This is a genomic window from Arthrobacter sp. H-02-3 (assembly GCF_003097355.1).
Lineage (GTDB): Bacteria > Actinomycetota > Actinomycetes > Actinomycetales > Micrococcaceae > Arthrobacter > Arthrobacter humicola.
This window is the reverse complement of record NZ_PYUI01000023.1, coordinates 1-18,841: the sequence shown is the minus strand read 5'-3', so window position 1 is coordinate 18,841 and position 18,841 is coordinate 1. Positions and strand designations below refer to the sequence as shown.

Genomic DNA, 18,841 nt, shown 5'->3' with positions numbered 1-18,841 from the left:
AGCGCGGACCATTAGCCCAGATCAGGTGCCCGGATCAGGTGCCCGGATCAGGCGCCCGGGTCAGGCGCCCGGAACGGCATCGCGGAGGGCAGGCTCGCCGGGAGCCGGGAGATCCAGAAGATCAGGTGTCGGCGGATCCGCGTTCCAGCAGTGGCTGGATCCGGAATGGGATCAGTTCGCCCATTGCCAGGGCTGTATCGGTCCGGTCCACGCCGTCGCAGGCCAGGATCTTGCCGTTGATCCGGAACAGGTCCTCGGCGTCGAGGGCCACCACGCGCAGGAGCAGATCGGCCGAGCCGGTCAGGCCGTAGCCCTCCAGGATTTCCGGAATGCCGGCGAGCTCCACTGCGAGGCTGCCCAGTTTCTGCTGCTGGACATGGACGGAGATGAAAGCCATGAGCGGGTACCCCAGGGACACCGGATTGATGCGCCGCTCGAAGGAGAGGAAAACATGCTTCTTCTCCAGCTGGGCCATCCTGGCCTGCACCGTGTTGCGCGATAGTCCGAGCTTCTGGGCCAGGGCCACCACGGTCCGCCGCGGGTCCCGGGCCATGGCCGAAAGCAGGCGGGTGTCCGTGCCATCCAAGGGTTGCATAATGCGCAAGATTAGCACGGTCTGCTGGTACCAAACAGTGCATAATGCTCAGTATTTTTACGGGTGGTTGTACCCGATGAGCATTGTGAGTAGGGTCACAGTTATCCGGGGCAACGGCGCCCGGGCGGCTGGCGCGCCGCGGGATCACGAGTCCTGCGAGCTCCGGTCAGACGACGTCAGAAGGTGCGGACAACTGTGTTTACCGACGACGCGGGCAAGGGCGGCATTTCCGCCGGGGGCCCCGGAAACAGTGAAGATACAACGAGGCGGACGGGCGGCGATCTCGTCCAGCTCATCACTCCCGAGGGTGAGCGCATCAGCCATCCCGAGTTTGATTCCTGGCTCCAGGATGTCAGCGACGAGCAACTTGGCTCCCTCTATGAGGACATGGTGGTCATCCGCCGGATCGATGCCGAGGCCACCGCGCTCCAGCGGCAGGGCGAGCTCGCCCTGTGGCCGCCGCTGCTCGGCCAGGAAGCATCCCAGATCGGCTCGGCACGCGCACTGCGCGAGGACGACTTTGTCTTCCCCAGCTACCGCGACAACGGGGTGGCCTACTGCCGCGGAGTGAAAGTCGAAGACCTCGTCCGTGCCTGGCGGGGCAACGCCTCCGCCGGCTGGGACCCGTTCACGGTCAACGTGGCCACGCAGCAGATCATCATCGGCGCGCAGAGCCTGCACGCCACCGGCTATGCCATGGGCATCCAGAACGACGGCGCCGACTGCGTCGCGGTGGCCTACTTCGGCGACGGCGCCACGAGCGAGGGCGACGTCAATGAGGCGATGGTCTTCGCCGCGAGCTTCCAGGCGCCGGTCGTCTTCTTCTGCCAGAACAACCACTGGGCCATCTCGGAACCGGTCCGGGTACAGTCCCACATCCAGCTTGCGGACAGGGCTTCCGGCTTCGGCATCCCCAGCATGCGGGTGGACGGAAACGATGTCCTCGCCGTCATGGCGGCCACCCGCATTGCCCTGGACCGTGCGCGGCACGGCGGCGGCCCCACCTTCATTGAGGCCGTCACCTACCGAATGGGCCCGCACACGACGGCGGATGATCCCACCCGCTACCGGGACGCCAACGAGCTCGAGGACTGGGCCGCGAAGGACCCGATCAGCCGGCTGAAATCCCTGCTGGACCGCAAGGGACTGCTGACCGCGGACCTCGAGGCCGCCGTCGCCGCCAAGGCCGACGCCGTGGCCGCGGAACTCCGTTACGGCACCATCAACATGCCCGAGCCGGCGCCGCTGGATATCTTCAAGCACGTCTACAGCACGCCCAACTCCTGGCTGGACCGCCAGCAGGAACACTACTCCCGCTACCTGGCTTCCTTCGGCGATCCCGCAGAAGCCGCTTCTGAAGAAGGTGCACGCTGATGCCGCAGATGACCTTTGCCCGAGCCATCAATTCGGGCCTGCGCAAGTCCCTCGAAAACGACCCCAAAGTGATCCTGATGGGGGAGGACATCGGTGCACTCGGCGGTGTCTTCCGCGTCACCGACGGCCTGCAGAAAGACTTCGGCAAGCACCGCGTCGTGGACACGCCGCTCGCGGAGTCCGGCATTATGGGCACCGCCGTCGGCCTGGCCTACCGCGGCTACCGGCCGGTGGTGGAGATCCAGTTCGACGGGTTCATCTACCCGGCGTTCGACCAGATCGTCAGCCAGGTCGCCAAGATGCACTACCGCACCCAGGGTGCGGTCAAGATGCCCATCACCATCCGTGTCCCGTTCGGCGGCGGCATCGGCTCCCCGGAGCACCACTCCGAATCGCCCGAGGCCTACTTCACCCACACCTCGGGGCTGCGCGTCATCAGCGTCTCCAACCCCCAGGACGCCTACACGATGATCCAGCAGGCCATCGCCTCGGATGACCCGGTGCTGTACTTCGAGCCCAAGCGGCGCTACCACGACAAGGGCGAGGTGGACGAGTCGATCGACCTGAACACTGCGCTGTCCATGGAAAAGGCCCGCGTGGTCACGGAGGGCAAGGATGTGACCCTCGTGGCGTACGGTCCGCTGGTCAAGACCGCCCGCGATGCCGCCCTGGCGGCCGCCGACGAAGGCATCTCGGTCGAGGTCATCGACCTCCGCTCGCTTGCCCCGCTGGACTTCGCGACCCTGGAGGCCTCGGTCCGCAAGACCGGCCGGCTTGTCATCACGCACGAGGCCGCCCAGTCCGGCGGGCTTGGCGCCGAAGTTGCCGCGAGCATCACCGAACGCTGCTTCTACCACCTTGAGGCCGCCCCCGTCCGGGTCACCGGCTTCGACGTCCCCTACCCGTACTCGAAGCTGGAAATGCACCATCTGCCGGGCCTGGACAGGATTCTCGACGGCGTCGACCGTGCCCTGGGCCGCCCCAACTCCCTCAGCGGGCTGGAAGGATGAGCGCCACCATGATTAAGGAATTCAGGCTCCCGGACCTCGGCGAAGGACTGACGGAATCCGAAATCGTCGCCTGGAAGGTTGCGGTGGGGGACACGGTCACGCTCAACCAGATCATCGCCGAAGTGGAGACGGCCAAGGCCGTCGTCGAACTGCCCTCCCCGTTCGCCGGGGTGGTCGCGGCCCTGCACGAACAGCCCGGCAGCGTCGTCGAGGTCGGCAAACCGATCGTCTCCTTCGAAATAGAGGGCGACGACGGTGGCTCCGGTTCCGACACGGGGGCCGCCAAGCGCGAGCCGAATCTCGTGGGCTACGGCGCCGTGCTCGAAGCTTCCGGCCGGCCCGCCCGCCGCGCCCGCACCTTCGCCGCCCCGGCGGCTGTCCCGGTAGTCGAGGTTGCCTCCGCCGAGACGGTGACGCCCGTCCGGGCAGCCGAGCCAGTCGCGCCCGTCCGGGCAGCCGAGCCAGTCGCGCCTGTCCGGGTTGCTGAGCCGGTTGAATCCAAGCCTGTCGAAACCAGGCCGGCCGAGCGTCCGCGGTCCACGCCGCCGGTGCGCAAGCTGGCCAAGGATCTCGGCGTCGACCTCGAAGCCGTCACCGGCACGGGAGAGCACGGGCTCATCACCCGCGAGGATGTCCGGACCTTCGTCGGCGGCGGGGACCTGCCCGCAGCCGCTCAGGAACTGGCCGGCGCGCAGGTTCAGGCCGCCGGGCTCGCCCAGGCCCCGGGCGAGCGGGAAACCCGCACGCCGATCAAGGGCGTGCGGAAGTTCACGGCCGCCGCCATGGTGGCCAGCGCCTTCACCGCACCGCACGTCACGGAGTTCCTGACCGTTGACGTCACCCCCACGATGGAGCTGCTGGCACGCTTGAAGGCCAGCCGCGCCTTCGCCGGGTACAAGCTCACCCCGCTGACACTGGTGTCCAAGGCCGTGCTGATCGCGCTGCGCAACCACCCGACGCTCAACGCCCGGTGGGACGAGGCCAACCAGGAAATCGTCCAGTTCAACTACGTGAACCTCGGCATCGCGGCCGCGACCCCGCGGGGGCTGACCGTCCCGAACATCAAGGACGCGGACCGGATGTCCCTCCTGGAGCTTTCCACGGCACTGACCGAGCTGACCGACACGGCCCGGGCCGGCAAGACCAGCCCCGAGGCCCTCTCCGGCGGGACGATCTCCATCACGAACATCGGCGTCTTCGGCATCGACGCCGGCACGCCGATCCTCAACCCGGGCGAGGCCGCCATCCTGGCCCTGGGCGCGGTCCGGAAGATGCCGTGGGAGTACCAGGACGAGGTCGCCCTGCGCCAGGTCATGACGCTCAGCCTCTCCTTCGACCACCGCCTGGTCGACGGCGAACAGGGCTCGCGCTTCCTCCAGGACCTCGGCACCATGCTGGCCGATCCGGGCATGGTCCTCGCGATGGTCTAAGCACCCCGATCACAGCTGCCGGCTGCCCTTCCCGCCAAGGAGGGGCGCCGGCAGCTCTATTGGGTGCTGGGTTACCGCCGTCCGGGGGCACATTGAGGACAGTTTTCGACGGCGGGTCCCTGATTCACGGCGTGTCCGCGCCAAAGTGCCCCCGGAGTGCCGGGCAGGCGAGCGGTCAGTCTAACGGTTCGGGCGGCGCGGCCGGTGCCAGAAGCGCCGCCAGCGCCATGCTTTCCAGTAGCGGCCTGGCGCGCCGGACCCCCATCCGCCGTCCCGAACTCCGCACCGAGTGCGGGGTGGAGTTGATCAGGCCGAAGGTGGCATGCGCCCGCATCCGCAGCTCGGCGGCCTCCGTGCCCTCGTGCAGCCCGGCCAGAACGTCCACCCAGAGTTCGACGTAGTTGCGCTGGAGCGTGCGGACCTCGTCCTGGTCCTCGCCGGCAAGGTTGCTAAAGTCCTGGTCCTGGACCCGGATGACGTCGGGATTACTCAGGGCAAAGTCCACATGGAACGCCACGAGGCCGCCCAGCGCCGCCAGGGCGCCGTCGGAGTCGGTAACCACGCGGCGGCCGCCGTCGAGCAGGTCCTGGCTGACGCTGAGCAGCAGCGCGCCGAGGACCGCCTGCTTGCCGGCGAAATGACGGTAGACCGCAGGACCGCTGACCCCGGCCGCGGCGCCCAGGTCCTCCAGGGAGACGCGGTTAAAGCCTTCAATGGCGAACAGCGTGGCGGCGGCGGACAAGAGGGCCTGGCGTCGGTTCGCCTTGGCCTGGCTCCGCTGTGTTGAAGGGGCAGGCGTTGAAGGGGTTGGGGCGGAGGGGGCGTGAGCCGGCGGCGTTTGGGTAGTCTGGCTGGGCTCGGTCACCGGCGCATCCCCTCGTTGCAGATGGTTCCTGTGTTGGACATCACAGTTAATAGAGACTAACCTAAATTTCAGTTATGCGGCACTAACCGAAATAGTCGGACGGCTTCTGAAGCCGGTCCGGCACGCAGGTCAGGGAACGGAAGCAGTCAATGGAGACAATCGCCAGCCAGGTGGATGCCACGAGCGCCGCCTTCGCCGCGAACCGCGAGGCCCAGCTGGGGCTGGCCCGCGAGCTTAAGGAACGCCTCGCCACGGCCGCGCTGGGCGGTCCGGTGAAGTCCCGGGAACGCCACGTGGCCCGCGGCAAGCTCCTGCCGCGGGAGCGCATCGACCGGCTGCTCGACGACGGCAGCCCGTTCCTGGAAATCGCCCCGCTCGCGGCCAACGGCATGTACAACGACGACTCCCCGGGCGCCGGCGTGATTGCCGGGATCGGCCTGGTCCACGGCCTGCAGGTCCTGGTCATTTCGAACGACGCCACGGTCAAGGGCGGCACCTATTACCCGATGACGGTGAAAAAGCACCTCCGGGCGCAGGAAATCGCGCTCGAGAACCGCCTGCCGTGCATCTACCTCGTGGATTCCGGGGGCGCGTTCCTGCCCAAACAGGACGAGGTCTTCCCGGACAAGGAACACTTCGGCCGGATCTTCTTCAACCAGGCGAGGATGTCCGCGGCGAAGATCCCGCAGATCGCCTCCGTTATGGGCTCCTGCACCGCCGGCGGCGCCTATGTGCCCGCGATGAGTGACGAGACGGTGATCGTCCGCAACCAGGGCACCATCTTCCTGGGCGGCCCGCCGCTGGTGAAGGCCGCCATCGGCGAGATCGTCACCGCGGAGGAGCTCGGCGGCGGCGACGTGCACTCGAAGATTTCCGGGGTGACGGACCACCTGGCCGAGAACGATGAGCATGCCCTCCAGATCGTCCGCGACATTGTCTCCACCCTGCCCCGGCCGGCCGGCCCGGTCTGGGACGTCGACACCGTCGTCGAACCCCTGGCGGACCCGGGGGAGCTCTACGGCGCCGTCCCCACGGACGTCAACGCACAGTACGACGTCCGCGAGGTCATCGCCCGGCTAGTGGATGGCAGCCGCTTCCACGAGTTCAAGAAGAATTACGGCACCACCTTGGTCACGGGCTTCGCGAAGCTGCACGGCCACCCGGTGGGGATCGTGGCGAACAACGGCGTGCTGTTCAGCGAGTCCTCGCTCAAGGGCGCCCACTTCATCGAGCTCTGTGACCAGCGCGGCATCCCGCTGCTCTTCCTGCAGAACCTCTCCGGCTTCATGGTCGGCAAGGACTACGAGCAGGGCGGCATCGCGAAGAACGGCGCGAAGATGGTCACCGCCGTCGCGACCGCCCGGGTCCCGAAGCTGACCGTGGTGATCGGCGGGTCCTTCGGCGCCGGGAACTATTCGATGTGCGGCCGGGCGTACTCGCCGCGGTTCCTGTGGATGTGGCCGGCGTCGCGGATCTCCGTGATGGGCGGCAACCAGGCCTCCAGCGTGCTCGCCACGGTCAAGCGGGACCAGTACGAGGCCCGCGGCGAGGAATGGTCCGCCGCGGACGAGGAAGCGTTCAAGGCCCCGATCAAACAGCAGTACGAGGACCAGGGCAGCCCGTATTACTCCACCGCCCGCCTCTGGGACGACGGCGTGATCGACCCCGCGGACACCCGCACCGTCCTGGGACTGGCGCTCGACGTCGTCTCCCGCACCCCGCTGCCGGAGACCTCCTTCGGCCTGTTCCGGATGTGAGCCAGCAATGACCAGTACTTCAACATCGCCCAAGCCCCGGGCCCTCAACCCCCTGTTCGGCACCGTGCTCGTCGCCAACCGCGGCGAGATCGCCTGCCGCGTCATCCGGACCCTGCGCGCCCTGGGCATCCGTTCGGTGGCGGTCTATTCCGATGCCGATGCCGGTGCCCGGCACGTGCGGGAGGCCGACGTCGCGGTCAGGATCGGACCGGCCGCGGCGACCGAGAGTTACCTGAAGATCGGCGCCATCATCCAGGCCTGCCGGGACACCGGGGCCGAGGCCGTGCACCCGGGCTACGGGTTCCTCAGTGAGAACGTTGACTTCGCCCGCGCCCTGGAAGCGGCCGGGATCACGTTCATCGGCCCCGGCGTCGAGTCCCTGAACGTCATGGGCGACAAGATCCGCTCCAAGAACCACGTCACCGGCTACGGCGTCCCGGTGGTCCCGGGCATCGCCGAACCGGGCATGAGCGACGCGCAGCTCATCGAGGCCGCGGCCGGCGTCGGCTTCCCGCTGCTGATCAAGCCCTCCGCCGGCGGCGGCGGCAAGGGCATGCACATCGTGGAACGGCCCGAGGACCTCGAAGCCACCCTGGCCACCGCCCGGCGCGTCGCGGCCAGTGCCTTTGGCGATGACACCCTGTTCCTGGAACGGCTCGTGATCACCCCGCGGCACATCGAGGTCCAGGTCCTCGCCGACAACCACGGCAACGTCATCCACCTCGGGGAGCGCGAGTGCTCGCTGCAGCGCCGCCACCAGAAGGTCATCGAGGAAGCCCCGTCCCCGCTGTTGGAATCCCTGCCCGACGGCGCGGCCATCCGTGCCCGTCTCGGCGAAGCCGCTTGCAATGCCGCGCGCAGCGTCAACTACTCCGGCGCCGGCACTGTCGAATTCCTGGTCTCGGACAACGCCCCTGACGAGTTCTTCTTCATGGAAATGAACACGCGGCTGCAGGTCGAACACCCCGTCACCGAGATGGTCACCGACATCGACCTCGTCGAATGGCAGGTCCGCATCGCCGCCGGCGAGGAACTCACCGTGACCCAGGACCAGGTCGTCCTCACCGGCCACTCGGTCGAAGCACGCGTCTATGCGGAAATCCCGGAAAAGAACTTCCTGCCCTCCGGCGGGCGGGTCGTGTTCCTGGACGAACTGCCCGCTGACTCAGCAGGTTCAGCAGGCCGCGTCCGGGTGGATTCGGCGCTGATCGAAGGCCTGGAAATCTCCTCCAGCTACGACCCCATGATCTCCAAAGTCATCGCGTGGGGAGAGAACCGGGCCGCTGCCCTCGACACCCTCGACAGCGCGCTCTCCGGGTACACCGCGCTGGGGATCGACACCAACGTCGAATACCTGCGCCTGCTGATCAACGACGCCGACGTCCGCGCCGGCCGTCTGGACACCGGCCTGATCGAACGCAGGATACCGGAGTTCAGCTTCCGCCATGCGGGCGACTTCGAGGTGGCCGCCGCTGCCATTTACGTCGCTTCTCTGCAGGAGCATGATGCCCAAACCGAGGGGAAAGGCCCGTGGGACCTCCGCGACGGGTGGAGGCTTGGCGCTCGCGCCCCACGGCGGATCAGCCTGGGAACACCCGACGGCGGTGTCGCCACGGTAGAGGTGTTTGGCGTGGTGGGGCAGGGCACGGCGAGGGTGAGCATCGACGGCGGGGCGCAGCGCACGGCATCACTCCGTTTTCCCGCCCGGGACCACGCAGAGTTGGTTCTCGGCGGCGAAGCCCTGGTCTACTCGCTTGTGCCGGTGTCTACCGGACACGTTCGGGACAATGCGACGCCCGCGGAGATCTTCCTCGGCAACGAGGGCTGGTCCTGCCGCCTCGAAGTACTCACCCGCGAAGCGCGGCTGGCCCGCGTGCTGGCCGCGATCGAGCGCGAGGAAGGCGCCGCGGACCCCGCAGTGCGCTCACCGATGCCCGGGACCGTGGTGTCGGTGTCCGTCAGTAACGGCGACACCGTGGAGGCAGGCCAGGTGCTGCTCGCTGTGGAGGCCATGAAGATGGAACACCAGCTCGTGGCACCCTTGGACGGCACCGTCCACATCAGCGTCGGGTCCGGCGACCTCGTGAAGGCAGACCAGGTGCTCGCCACCATCCACCCGCCAGAATCCTCCCGGGCCGAGGACACCATCGAGGAAGCCGTCATCGCGATGGGCGCGGCGGAATAGCCGCCACACCTTCAACACCAGGCCACAGTTTTTCGACAGCAACACAGACAAAGGAGTCACCCCATGCCAGATTTTGAGCTCAGCGAGGACTACCAGGTCCTCAGCGACACCGTCCGCGAATTCGCCGACGAAGTGGTAGCCCCGGTCTCCGCCAAGCACGACGAAGAACACAGCTTCCCCTACGAAATCGTCTCCCAGATGGCCGACATGGGCCTGTTCGGCCTGCCGTTCCCCGAGGAGTTCGGCGGCATGGGCGGGGACTACTTCGCCCTGGCCCTGGCCCTGGAACAGCTCGGACGGGTGGACCAGTCCGTCGCCATCACCCTCGAGGCCGGGGTGTCCCTCGGCGCCATGCCGATCCACCGCTTCGGCAACGCCGCCCAAAAGGAGGAGTGGCTGCCGCTGCTGGCCTCCGGAAAGGCCCTCGCCGGCTTCGGCCTGACCGAGCCCGAAGCCGGCTCCGACGCCGGCGGCACGAAGACCACCGCGAAGCTGGGCGGAGGGGAGTGGGTCATCAACGGCAACAAGGAATTCATCACCAACTCCGGCACCGACATCACCAGGCTCGTCACCGTCACGGCGGTGACCGGCCAGGATGAGCGCCCGGACGGCAGCATCAAGAAGGAAATCTCCACCATCCTGGTGCCCACCAACACACCGGGTTTCAAGGCGGAGAAGGCCTACAACAAGGTCGGCTGGAACGCCTCAGACACCCACCCGCTGACGCTCGACAACGTCCACGTCCCTGAGGAAAACCTGCTCGGCACCCGGGGCCGCGGCTACGCGAACTTCCTGTCCATCCTCGACGAGGGCCGGATCGCGATCGCGGCACTGGCCGTCGGCGCGGCCCAGGGCTGCGTGGACCAGTCCGTGAAATACGCCAAGGAACGCAGCGCATTCGGGCAGAACATCGGCAAGTACCAGGCCATCGCGTTCAAGATCGCCCGGATGGAAGCACGGGCCCACACCGCCCGCCTGGCCTACTACGACGCGGCCGCCAGAATGCTCGCCGGCAAGCCGTTCAAGACGCAGGCGGCCATCGCTAAGATGGTCGCAGGCGAGGCAGCCATGGACAACGCGCGGGACGCCACCCAGGTGTTCGGCGGCTATGGCTTCATCAACGAATTCACCGTGGCACGCCACTACCGCGACTCCAAGATCCTCGAAGTCGGCGAAGGCACTACGGAGGTCCAGCTGATGCTGATCGCCCGCGAACTGGGTCTCTGACCCGCCCGCTGGCCGCAACCGTCGAGGGAAGGATCACTGATGATCAACAAAGTTGTTGCCAGCGCTGCCGAGGCCGTCGCGGACATCCACGACGGCGCCTCGCTCGCCGTCGGCGGTTTCGGGCTGTGCGGCATTCCGGTCGCCCTGATCGAGGCCCTGCACCGGGGCGGCGCCACGAACCTGGAGACCGTCAGCAACAACTGCGGGGTGGACGACTGGGGCCTTGGGATCCTGCTCAAAGACGGCCGGATCCGGCGCACGATCAGTTCCTACGTGGGGGAGAACAAGGAGTTCGCCCGGCAATACCTCGCCGGCGAACTGGAGGTGGTCCTCACCCCGCAGGGAACCCTGGCCGAAAAACTGCGCGCCGGCGGCGCCGGCATTCCCGCCTTCTACACACCGGCCGGCGTCGGAACGCAGGTGTCCGACGGCGGGCTGCCGCAGAAGTACGACGCCGGGGGCAACGTCGCGATCGCCTCAGCTCCGAAGGAAGTCCGCAGCTTCAACGGCACGGACTACGTGCTGGAGGAATCACTGACCCCCGACTTCGGACTCGTGCACGCCTGGAAGGGTGATCGGCACGGCAACCTCGTCTTCCACGCGACCGCCATGAACTTCAACCCGCTGTGCGCGATGGCCGGGAGGATAACGATCGCCGAGGTCGAGGAACTCGTGGAACCAGGGGAGCTGGACCCGGAGCACGTCCACGTCCCGGGAATCTTCGTCCAGCGCGTGGTGCTGGCCCCGCACGGCGAAAAGCGCATTGAAAAGCGGACGGTGGCAGTGGCCGCCGGCGCCTCCGGCGCAACAAAACAGTTACCAGAGCAGGCAGGAGCATAGTCGTGGAAACGAACAACGCCCAGGGCGCCCCGCCCCGTCCCGAAGCCGTCCGCCACGAATACCGTCCCGCAGCCGTCGAACATCCTGCCGGTGTTGAGAGCAAGGGCTGGACCCGCAATGAACTGGCCGCCCGGGTGGCGCAGGAACTGCACAACGGACAGTACGTCAACCTCGGCATCGGGATGCCGACCCTGATCCCGAACTACATCCCGGCCGGGGTCGAGGTGGTGCTGCACTCCGAGAACGGCATCCTCGGTGTCGGGCCGTACCCGGCGGACGAGCAGGTCGATCCGGACCTGATCAACGCCGGCAAGGAAACCGTCACGGTCAACAAGGGCGCCGCGTTCTTCGATTCCGCCGCTTCCTTCGGCATGATCCGGGGTGGCCACGTCGACGTCGCCGTGCTCGGTGCCATGGAAGTCGCCGCGAACGGCGACCTCGCCAACTGGATGATCCCCGGGAAAATGGTCAAAGGCATGGGCGGCGCCATGGACCTCGTCTTCGGTGCCAAAAAGGTGATCGTGATGATGGATCACGTGGACCGCAACGGCAAGCCGAAAATTGTGGAGGCCTGCACGCTGCCGCTGACCGGCAAAGGCTGCGTGGACCGGATCATCACCGACCTCGCCGTGATCGACGTCGTGACCGATGGCGGGCAGTCCCGGCTGGTGCTGCGCGAACTGGCGCCGAACGTGTCCGTGGAGGACGTCGTGGCGGCCACCGGAGCCGAACTCTTCGAGGAAGACCAGGAACTGACCGTATGAGTGACACCGGCACGACATCGCCAGGCACTGGCACAAGCACGGGCACCGGCAGCCCCCGGGTGATTGAACAGCGCGGCCTCTATTTCGACGAGCTGGAAGAGGGCGTGGTCTACGCACACCGGCCCGGCCGGACCGTCACCGAGACGGATAACGTCCTCTTCACCACCATGACGATGAACACCCAGGCCCTGCACCTCGACGCGGCCTGGAGCGCCGGGCAGCCGTTCGGCCAGCGGCTCATGAATTCGATGTTCACCCTGGCCACCGTCGTGGGCCAGTCCGTGCCCCAGCTGACCCAGGGCACCATCATCGCCCAGCTCGGCCTGACGGACGTGTCCTTTCCCCGCCCTCTCTACCACGGGGACACCCTGTACACGGAGACGGTGGTCACCGCGAAAAGGCTGTCCGCGTCCCGCCCCGGCCAGGGCATCGTGACCATGCAGCACACCGGGCGCAACCAGCACGGCGACGTGGTGGCCCTCGCCGCCCGCAGCTGCCTGATGTGGACACGCGAGGCCCACGCCGCTGCCGAGCTGGAAGCGGCGCGAAAGGGGACAATAGAGACATGAGTTTCCTGATGGGTCCCGCCCTGCTGTTCTGCCCCGCCGACCGCCCCGAGCGGTACCAAAAAGCCGCCGAGCGCGCCGACACCGTGATCGTGGACCTCGAAGACGCCGTCGCCCCCGCCGACAAACAGCGGGCCCGCGGCGCCATCCTCGCCCAGCTCGGCGCCGCCGGCGACGTTCCGGAACTGGATCCGAGCCGCACGATCATCCGGGTCAACCCGGCCGGCACGGACGAGTTCGAAAAAGACATGCACTGCCTCAAGCACACGCCCTACCGGCACATCATGCTGGCCAAGGCCGAGAACGCCGCACAGCTGAAGGAACTGGAGGGCTACAGCGTCATCGCCCTCTGCGAGACGGCCGTCGGCGTCCTCAACGCCGCCGCCATCGCCGCCGAACCCAACGTGGTGGCGCTCATGTGGGGTGCGGAGGACCTGCTGGCGTCGCTCGGCGGGACCTCCAGCAGGACGGAGAACGGTGATTACCGGGCCGTCGCGCTGCACGCCCGCTCCACCGTGCTCCTGGCCGCCGGCGCTTTCGGCAAGGACGCGATCGACGCCGTCTACGTCAACATCCCGGACCTCGCCGGGCTCGCGCTCGAGGCCCGCGACGCCGTGGCCTCGGGATTCTCCTCCAAGGCCTGCATCCACCCTGACCAGGTGGCCGTCGTCCGTGAAGCCTACGCCCCAACCGAGGCCGAGGTCGCGGCTGCCGCCGAGCTGCTCGACGCTGCCGCCGCCGCAGGCACGGGAGTGTTCCAGTTCAAGGGCAGGATGATCGACGGCCCCATCCTCAAGCACGCCGAGTCCACCCTCCGCCGGGCGGGGCACACGGTTTAGGCAAGAGGGTCCTTCGAACCGCCACGACTGGCCGGACTTTCAGCGTTCCGGCGGCAGGGACAGCGGCGGAATCGATTCGTGCAACGGGATCCGGATCCAGCGCTGGCCCGTCTCCCGGAACTCGGCCCGGGTGGAGAAACGGTACAGGTAGCTGCGGACCCGCACCCAGCGGGGCCGCTCGCCGTCGAACGGATCCATCCGCAGCAGGCGCAGGGTGGGGCGGTCGGCCTCCAGCAGCTTGGCCAGGAACGCGTAGAACCACCTCTCGTGCACGGTTCGCAGCGGCAGGAACCACATCAGCCAGTCGAGGCGAAGGTGATAGGGCGCCCACTGGCGCGGGACCCGTCGGACATCCCCGGGCTTGCCGCGGAAGCCGTACTCCCGCCACTCCGCCGTGTCGTCGGGCTCCGCGGCGAGGGTTCCTTCCACCGCGATTTCAATCCGCTGCTTCGTGACCGTGCCGAAGGCGCCGTAGGCGTTCACGAGCTGCCAGCGGTTGAAGGCGGCGTTCATCAGCTGGTAATGGGAGAGCAGGTTCTCGATCGGGCGGTAGCTGAGCACGAGCAGCAGGACGGTGCCAAAGAGCACCACCACCAGCCACGCGACCGGCGCCTGGCTGCCGACGCCGGCGGGAGCGCCGGCTCCCCAGGCCTCCGAGTGCCAGTCGAGCGGAATCGCCGGGATCACGGCATGCGCCACCGGATCACTGACCGCGGCGAAGGCGAGCAGGATCGCCATCCAGTTGAGCCAGGCGAAGTTCCCGCTCGCCACCAGCCAGAGCTGGGTGAAGACAATGATGCCCGCGGCCACGCTGGCCAGCGGCTGCGGGGCAAAGAGGAAGAACGGCACCACCAGCTGGGCGAAATGGTTGCCCAGGACTTCCATCCGGTGCCACGCCTTGGGCAGCAGGTGCGCCTGCCGGCTGAGCGGGCCGGGCATCGGCTGGGTCTCGTGGTGGTAGTACAGGGCAGTCAGATCCCGCCACTCCCGCCCGCCCCGGATCTTGATCATGCCGGCACCGAACTCAAGACGGAACACCAGCCAGGCCAGCAGGATCAGGATGGTCCTGGGCGGGGGAGTCTGGTCGGAGCCGAGGAACGCCACGGTAAACCCGGCCTCGAGCAGCAGCATCTCCCAGCCGAAGCCATAGAACGTTTGCCCCACGTTGACTATCGACATGTACAGCAGCCACAGCGCCAGGAACGCCAGCAGGGGAACCCAGGGCGGCCCAAGCTGCGGCAACCCGAAGACAAGCGTGGCGGCAATCGCCATCCCGCCCCAGCACACCGCGCGCAGCAACCGGTCCGAGTAACGCCAGCTAAACAAGGTAGGCCTGCGCAGCCGGCTGGAACCGGCCAGGAAATCCGGGACCGGCAACAGCCCGCGCTCGCCGAGGAGGGCCGGGAACTGGTTGAGTGAGGAAAGGAACGCCACGAAGTACAGAGTGGCGACGCCGCGCTGCAATACCTGCCGGGCGAACTCGTACTCCGGCGCGTCCAGCCAGGCCGTCCACTCCACGATCCCCACGTTACGCCTGCGGTTCCCGGCGTCAACGCCCTGTCGCAGGCAGAACCATGCGGGCGCCGGCTGCGCACTTCGCGGCAGTGTTGCGCGCCGGGACTGCCGTGACATGCCCACCCGATACTGGCCGCGGCGCAACTTGAGCACGAGCGCGGTACGGGATACTTGAATCATGCAGCCGCGCAAGATCGTCATCCTCGGGTCCACCGGTTCCATCGGCACACAGGCGATTGACGTCGTCGACGGCGCCCCGCACCTTTTCGAGGTCGTCGCCCTCAGCGCCGGCGGCGGCAACCTCGAACTCCTGGCCCGGCAGGCCGTCCACACCCGCGCCCAGGCCATCGGCGTTGCCTCCGGGGACGCCTCCGCGCTCCGGGACATGATCAACGACGCCGCCCGCGCGGCAGGCCTCCTCGGGTACAGCCCCGAACTCATCACCGGACCCGACGCCTCCACCCGGATCGCGGAAATCACCGCTGACGTCGTCCTGAACGGCATCACCGGCTCCATCGGGCTCGCCCCCACCCTGGCCGCCCTCAGATCCGGTGCCACTCTGGCCCTGGCCAACAAGGAGTCCCTGATTGTCGGCGGTTCGCTGGTCAAGGCCGCTGCCCGCGAGGGCCAGATCGTCCCGGTGGATTCGGAGCATTCGGCGATTGCCCAGTGCCTGCGCTCAGGCTCCGCAGCGGAAGTGGACCGGCTCATCCTCACGGCCTCGGGCGGGCCGTTCCGCGGCAGGACCCGGGACCAGCTCCACGATGTGTCGCCGCAGGACGCCCTGGCCCACCCCACGTGGGACATGGGCCTCATGGTCACCACCAACTCGGCGAGCCTTGTCAACAAGGGCCTGGAAGTGATCGAGGCGCACCTGCTTTTCGACATCCCGCTGGAGCGGATCGATGTCGTGGTCCACCCGCAGTCTGTGGTGCACTCCATGGTCCAGTTCGTCGACGGCTCCACGATCGCCCAGGCCTCGCCGCCGGACATGCGCCTGCCCATTGCCCTCGGTCTCGGCTGGCCGGACCGCGTCCCCGGCTCTGCCCGGGCCTGCGACTGGACCCAGGCCACCAGCTGGACCTTCGAGCCGCTGGACGCCGTGGCGTTCCCCGCCGTCGGCCTCGCCAAAGACGCCGCACGGCAGGGCAGCACCTTCCCCGCCGTGTTCAATGCCTCCAACGAGGAAGCCGTGATGGCCTTCCATGCCGGGCGGATCCGGTTCACCGACATCGTCGATACCATCGAAGCCGTCCTCAGCGAACACACAGGATCCTCCGGGCTGACGGTGGAGTCGGTACTGGATGCTGAAAGATGGGCACGCGCCCGCACCCACGAACGTTTAGCCGTCAGAAGCGTCTAGGAAGCAGCAGATCACGCACATGAGCCCCGTCCTCCTCTTTATCCTCGGTGTCGTCTTCGTGGCGATCGGCATCGCCGTGTCCATCGCCCTGCACGAAGTCGGGCACCTGCTGCCGGCCAAGCTGTTCAAGGTACGCGTGACCAAGTACATGATCGGTTTCGGACCCACCGTCTGGTCCAGGAAGCGCGGCGAAACCGAGTACGGCCTCAAGGCCATCCCGCTGGGCGGCTACGTGTCCATGATCGGGATGTACCCGCCGAACAAGGAAGACGGCACGGTCCGCACGTCGAGCACCGGCATGTTCCAGTCCCTGGCCTCGGACGCCCGCTCCCTGGCCCATGAGGAAATCGGCCCGGGCGACGAAAACCGGGTTTTCTACCGGCTGCCGGTCTGGAAGAAGATCATCATCATGCTCGGCGGCCCTGCAATGAACCTGCTGATCGGCGTCGTGCTGACCGGGGTGCTGCTGATGGGATTCGGCGTCGCCAGCCAGACCACCACCATCGCCGACGTCTCCAAATGCCAGGTCAAGGCGGGCGAGACCGTGGACCCGAATTCCGCCGCCTGCAAGCTCACCCCCGCGGCGGCGGCCGGGCTCAAGCCGAACGACACCATTACCTCCTTCGACGGCAAGGCCGTCACCAGTTGGGATGAACTCACCGGCTGGATCCGCGCCTCGGCGGGCAAACAGGTCAGCATTACCGTGCAGCGCGGCGGCGCCACGGTCACTGCCACAGTCACGCCTGTGCTCTCCTCCCGTCCGGTGATCGGCGCCGACGGCCGGCAGGCCAAGGACGCTGGCGGGAAGCTCCAGTACCAGGACGTCGGTTTCCTCGGCATCGGCGCCCAGACCGCACTCGTCCAGCAGCCGGCGTCTGCCGTGCTGCCGATGGCGGGGGAAAACATCAAGCAGGTTGCCGGGGTGATCGTGAACCTGCCGGACCGCGTGGCCGGCGTGGCCAAGGCGGCCTTCAGCGAGGAACCCCGGGACCCCAACGGGCCCATCAGCGTGGTGGGCGTGGGCCGCGTGGCCGGCGAGGTCGCAGCCATGGAGGATGTTCCGCTGCAGTCCCGCTTCGCCGCCCTGGTAGGTCTGCTGGCCGGACTCAACTTCGCCCTGGCCGTCTTCAACCTCATTCCCCTGCTGCCGCTGGACGGCGGCCACGTGGCCGGCGCGCTGTACGAGGGAGGCCGCCGCCAGGTCGCCAAGCTGTTCGGCCGTCCGGACCCCGGCGCCTTCGATATCGCCAAGATGCTCCCGGTGACCTACGTGGTGGCCGTCCTGTTGATGGGCATGGGAGCGCTGCTGATTTACGCGGACATCGTCAAACCGGTCAACCTCTTCGGGTGACGCGGCGGCCCTCGTGGCTGCGGAGATGTCCCGCGAGGTTCACTGGCTTTGTCCGCGTGCTGAGCCCTGCGGTCCGGGGGCACTTTGCCGCGGTCCGGCGGCGAAATGGACGAGGGCGCCCGGCGTTTCGTGTCGAAGTGCCCCCGGATGGTGCGCGGTCAGTCCAGGCCTGTCCGCCCGGCCTCGCCAGTCGAGCCCAATTACGCTGATTTTCCTTCAGTAGCTTATTTCGGCTGATTTTTAGTAATCAGTTGAAAATGATTGATTATTGAGAATCACCTCTCTAGGCTGGGGCCATGTACGTCATGACAATCGACCAGCGCGGCAGTACGGGCGACGTCGACCGGGTCCCCGACCTCCTGAAGGAATTAGGCGTGCTCTCCACCGCGGGGCGCTTTGAGCGCTCGGTGGGCGATGAGGTCCAGGGCGTCGTGGAACAGCCCGACGAGGTGGTGGAGATTGCCCTGCACGCCCTGCGCAGCGGTCGCTGGTACGTCGGGATCGGGGTGGGGGAGGTGGACCAGCCGCTGCCCGCCAGTCCGCGGGAAGGCTCCGGCCCTGCCTTCGTGGCAGCCCGGGCCGCAGTTGACCGGGCCAAGGCCGCGGCAGCCCACGTGCCGCTCGCCGTGGTCGCCGGCAGCGGCCGGCGGCCTGGTGCCTGCGCCAATGCGGAGGCGGTGCTCCGGCTGATCGGACGCCTGGTCCAGGACCGGACCGTGGCGCAGTGGAAGGTGGTGGATGTGCTGCGTTCGGTGCGGGACGGACAGTCCCGCAGTTCCGGCACGCACGGCACCCAAAAAATCGCAGCGCAGAAACTCGGAATCACGGAGCAATCGGTGAGCCGTGCCGTCCTGCGCTCCGGCTGGCAGGAAGAATGGGCGGCGAGGCCGGCGGCCGCAATGCTGCTGTCCTTTGCCGACGACAGCACAGAAGGAGACCGGTGAACGCCCTCTGGATCACCCTGGCCCTTCTCACGGCCGGCTTCATCGGCTGGCCGGTCACCGCCATGGTCTTCCGGCTCGCGCGGACCATTGACGACCGGGCCGACTCCGCGGGCGTGGCCCGGGCGGGGGGCGGGCGCCCGGGGGGGGGGGGCCCCCCGCCCCCCCCCCCCCCCGGCGGCGGGGGGGGCCCGCCCCCCCGCGGCGACGCCCCCAGAG

At 67.8% G+C, this 18,841-nt stretch carries 16 protein-coding genes; 13 read left to right on the top strand and 3 right to left on the bottom strand.

All coding sequences use genetic code 11. The annotated features are described in order from the left end of the window. Positions 1-121: 121 nt before the first annotated feature. Positions 122-595, bottom strand: a complete 474-nt coding sequence (locus tag C9424_RS17920) for an Lrp/AsnC family transcriptional regulator (protein ID WP_091249664.1) — start codon at positions 593-595, stop codon at positions 122-124. A 195-nt stretch (positions 596-790) separates the two neighbouring features. Here C9424_RS17920 and pdhA point away from each other — a divergent pair, with 195 nt between their 5' ends. Genes pdhA through C9424_RS17905 form a run of 3 tightly spaced genes read left to right on the top strand, consistent with a single transcriptional unit; the run spans position 791 to position 4,409 of the window. Further along, on the top strand, positions 791-1,969 hold the full coding sequence (pdhA, locus tag C9424_RS17915) for a pyruvate dehydrogenase (acetyl-transferring) E1 component subunit alpha (protein ID WP_116768231.1): 1,179 nt from the start codon (positions 791-793) through the stop codon (positions 1,967-1,969). After that, positions 1,969-2,979 carry an alpha-ketoacid dehydrogenase subunit beta gene (locus tag C9424_RS17910; RefSeq protein WP_116768230.1) on the top strand — a complete coding sequence of 337 codons (1,011 nt, stop codon included), beginning with the start codon at positions 1,969-1,971 and terminating at the stop codon, positions 2,977-2,979. The genes pdhA and C9424_RS17910 overlap by 1 nt, the downstream gene beginning before the upstream one ends. Next, a complete protein-coding gene (locus tag C9424_RS17905; RefSeq protein ID WP_116768229.1) occupies positions 2,976-4,409 on the top strand; it encodes a dihydrolipoamide acetyltransferase family protein in 1,434 nt (477 codons plus the stop codon). The genes C9424_RS17910 and C9424_RS17905 overlap by 4 nt, the downstream gene beginning before the upstream one ends. Positions 4,410-4,584: 175 nt before the next feature. On the opposite strand, the gene C9424_RS17900 is transcribed toward C9424_RS17905, so the two are convergent. Next, positions 4,585-5,274, bottom strand: a complete 690-nt coding sequence (locus C9424_RS17900) for an SACE_7040 family transcriptional regulator (protein WP_116768228.1) — start codon at positions 5,272-5,274, stop codon at positions 4,585-4,587. Between the two features lie 149 nt (positions 5,275-5,423). On the opposite strand from C9424_RS17900, the gene C9424_RS17895 reads away from it, so the two are divergent. From C9424_RS17895 to C9424_RS17865, 7 genes are all read left to right on the top strand, one after another. Continuing rightward, positions 5,424-7,031, top strand: a complete 1,608-nt coding sequence (locus C9424_RS17895) for a carboxyl transferase domain-containing protein (protein WP_116768227.1) — start codon at positions 5,424-5,426, stop codon at positions 7,029-7,031. A 7-nt stretch (positions 7,032-7,038) separates the two neighbouring features. Next, positions 7,039-9,216, top strand: a complete 2,178-nt coding sequence (locus tag C9424_RS17890; protein ID WP_116768226.1) for an acetyl/propionyl/methylcrotonyl-CoA carboxylase subunit alpha — start codon at positions 7,039-7,041, stop codon at positions 9,214-9,216. A 63-nt stretch (positions 9,217-9,279) separates the two neighbouring features. Further along, the gene (locus C9424_RS17885) at positions 9,280-10,443 is read left to right on the top strand and encodes an acyl-CoA dehydrogenase family protein (protein ID WP_116768225.1); all 1,164 of its coding nucleotides are present in this window, start codon (positions 9,280-9,282) and stop codon (positions 10,441-10,443) included. Between the two features lie 39 nt (positions 10,444-10,482). After that, positions 10,483-11,283, top strand: coding sequence for a CoA transferase subunit A (locus tag C9424_RS17880; protein ID WP_116768224.1), 801 nt, complete (start codon positions 10,483-10,485; stop codon positions 11,281-11,283). Positions 11,284-11,285: 2 nt separating this feature from the next. Further along, positions 11,286-12,047: a CoA transferase subunit B gene (locus C9424_RS17875; protein ID WP_116768223.1), complete on the top strand. Its 762-nt coding sequence runs from the start codon at positions 11,286-11,288 to the stop codon at positions 12,045-12,047. Beyond that, positions 12,044-12,616, top strand: coding sequence for a MaoC family dehydratase (locus tag C9424_RS17870; RefSeq protein WP_116768222.1), 573 nt, complete (start codon positions 12,044-12,046; stop codon positions 12,614-12,616). Before C9424_RS17875 ends, C9424_RS17870 begins: the two co-directional genes overlap by 4 nt. Continuing rightward, on the top strand, positions 12,613-13,452 hold the full coding sequence (locus C9424_RS17865) for an HpcH/HpaI aldolase/citrate lyase family protein (RefSeq protein WP_116768221.1): 840 nt from the start codon (positions 12,613-12,615) through the stop codon (positions 13,450-13,452). The genes C9424_RS17870 and C9424_RS17865 overlap by 4 nt, the downstream gene beginning before the upstream one ends. A 39-nt stretch (positions 13,453-13,491) precedes the next feature. Here the strand turns inward: C9424_RS17865 and C9424_RS17860 are convergent, their stop codons facing one another. Then, positions 13,492-14,970, bottom strand: a complete 1,479-nt coding sequence (locus C9424_RS17860) for a lipase maturation factor family protein (RefSeq protein WP_116768277.1) — start codon at positions 14,968-14,970, stop codon at positions 13,492-13,494. Between the two features lie 175 nt (positions 14,971-15,145). Here C9424_RS17860 and dxr point away from each other — a divergent pair, with 175 nt between their 5' ends. The 3 genes from dxr to C9424_RS17845 all read left to right on the top strand — a co-directional run bounded on the left by dxr (position 15,146) and on the right by C9424_RS17845 (position 18,625). Further along, a complete protein-coding gene (gene dxr, locus C9424_RS17855) occupies positions 15,146-16,330 on the top strand; it encodes a 1-deoxy-D-xylulose-5-phosphate reductoisomerase (protein WP_116768220.1) in 1,185 nt (394 codons plus the stop codon). Positions 16,331-16,349: 19 nt separating this feature from the next. Further along, the gene (locus tag C9424_RS17850; protein ID WP_116768219.1) at positions 16,350-17,681 is read left to right on the top strand and encodes a M50 family metallopeptidase; all 1,332 of its coding nucleotides are present in this window, start codon (positions 16,350-16,352) and stop codon (positions 17,679-17,681) included. Between the two features lie 296 nt (positions 17,682-17,977). After that, positions 17,978-18,625, top strand: a complete 648-nt coding sequence (locus tag C9424_RS17845) for a MarR family transcriptional regulator (RefSeq protein WP_116768218.1) — start codon at positions 17,978-17,980, stop codon at positions 18,623-18,625. Positions 18,626-18,841: the final 216 nt, after the last annotated feature.

Bases quoted from the DNA above. Each gene is read 5' to 3' on its own strand.
- C9424_RS17865 (WP_116768221.1), top strand. From the start codon at position 12,613: ATGAGTTTCCTGATGGGTCCCGCCCTGCTGTTCTGCCCCGCCGACCGC.
- C9424_RS17870 (WP_116768222.1), top strand. From the start codon at position 12,044: ATGAGTGACACCGGCACGACATCGCCAGGCACTGGCACAAGCACGGGC.
- C9424_RS17890 (WP_116768226.1), top strand. From the start codon at position 7,039: ATGACCAGTACTTCAACATCGCCCAAGCCCCGGGCCCTCAACCCCCTG.
- C9424_RS17845 (WP_116768218.1), top strand. From the start codon at position 17,978: ATGTACGTCATGACAATCGACCAGCGCGGCAGTACGGGCGACGTCGAC.
- C9424_RS17905 (WP_116768229.1), top strand. From the start codon at position 2,976: ATGAGCGCCACCATGATTAAGGAATTCAGGCTCCCGGACCTCGGCGAA.
- C9424_RS17880 (WP_116768224.1), top strand. From the start codon at position 10,483: ATGATCAACAAAGTTGTTGCCAGCGCTGCCGAGGCCGTCGCGGACATC.
- C9424_RS17920 (WP_091249664.1), bottom strand. From the start codon at position 595: ATGCAACCCTTGGATGGCACGGACACCCGCCTGCTTTCGGCCATGGCC.
- dxr (WP_116768220.1), top strand. From the start codon at position 15,146: ATGCAGCCGCGCAAGATCGTCATCCTCGGGTCCACCGGTTCCATCGGC.
- C9424_RS17910 (WP_116768230.1), top strand. From the start codon at position 1,969: ATGCCGCAGATGACCTTTGCCCGAGCCATCAATTCGGGCCTGCGCAAG.
- C9424_RS17895 (WP_116768227.1), top strand. From the start codon at position 5,424: ATGGAGACAATCGCCAGCCAGGTGGATGCCACGAGCGCCGCCTTCGCC.
- C9424_RS17885 (WP_116768225.1), top strand. From the start codon at position 9,280: ATGCCAGATTTTGAGCTCAGCGAGGACTACCAGGTCCTCAGCGACACC.
- C9424_RS17850 (WP_116768219.1), top strand. From the start codon at position 16,350: ATGAGCCCCGTCCTCCTCTTTATCCTCGGTGTCGTCTTCGTGGCGATC.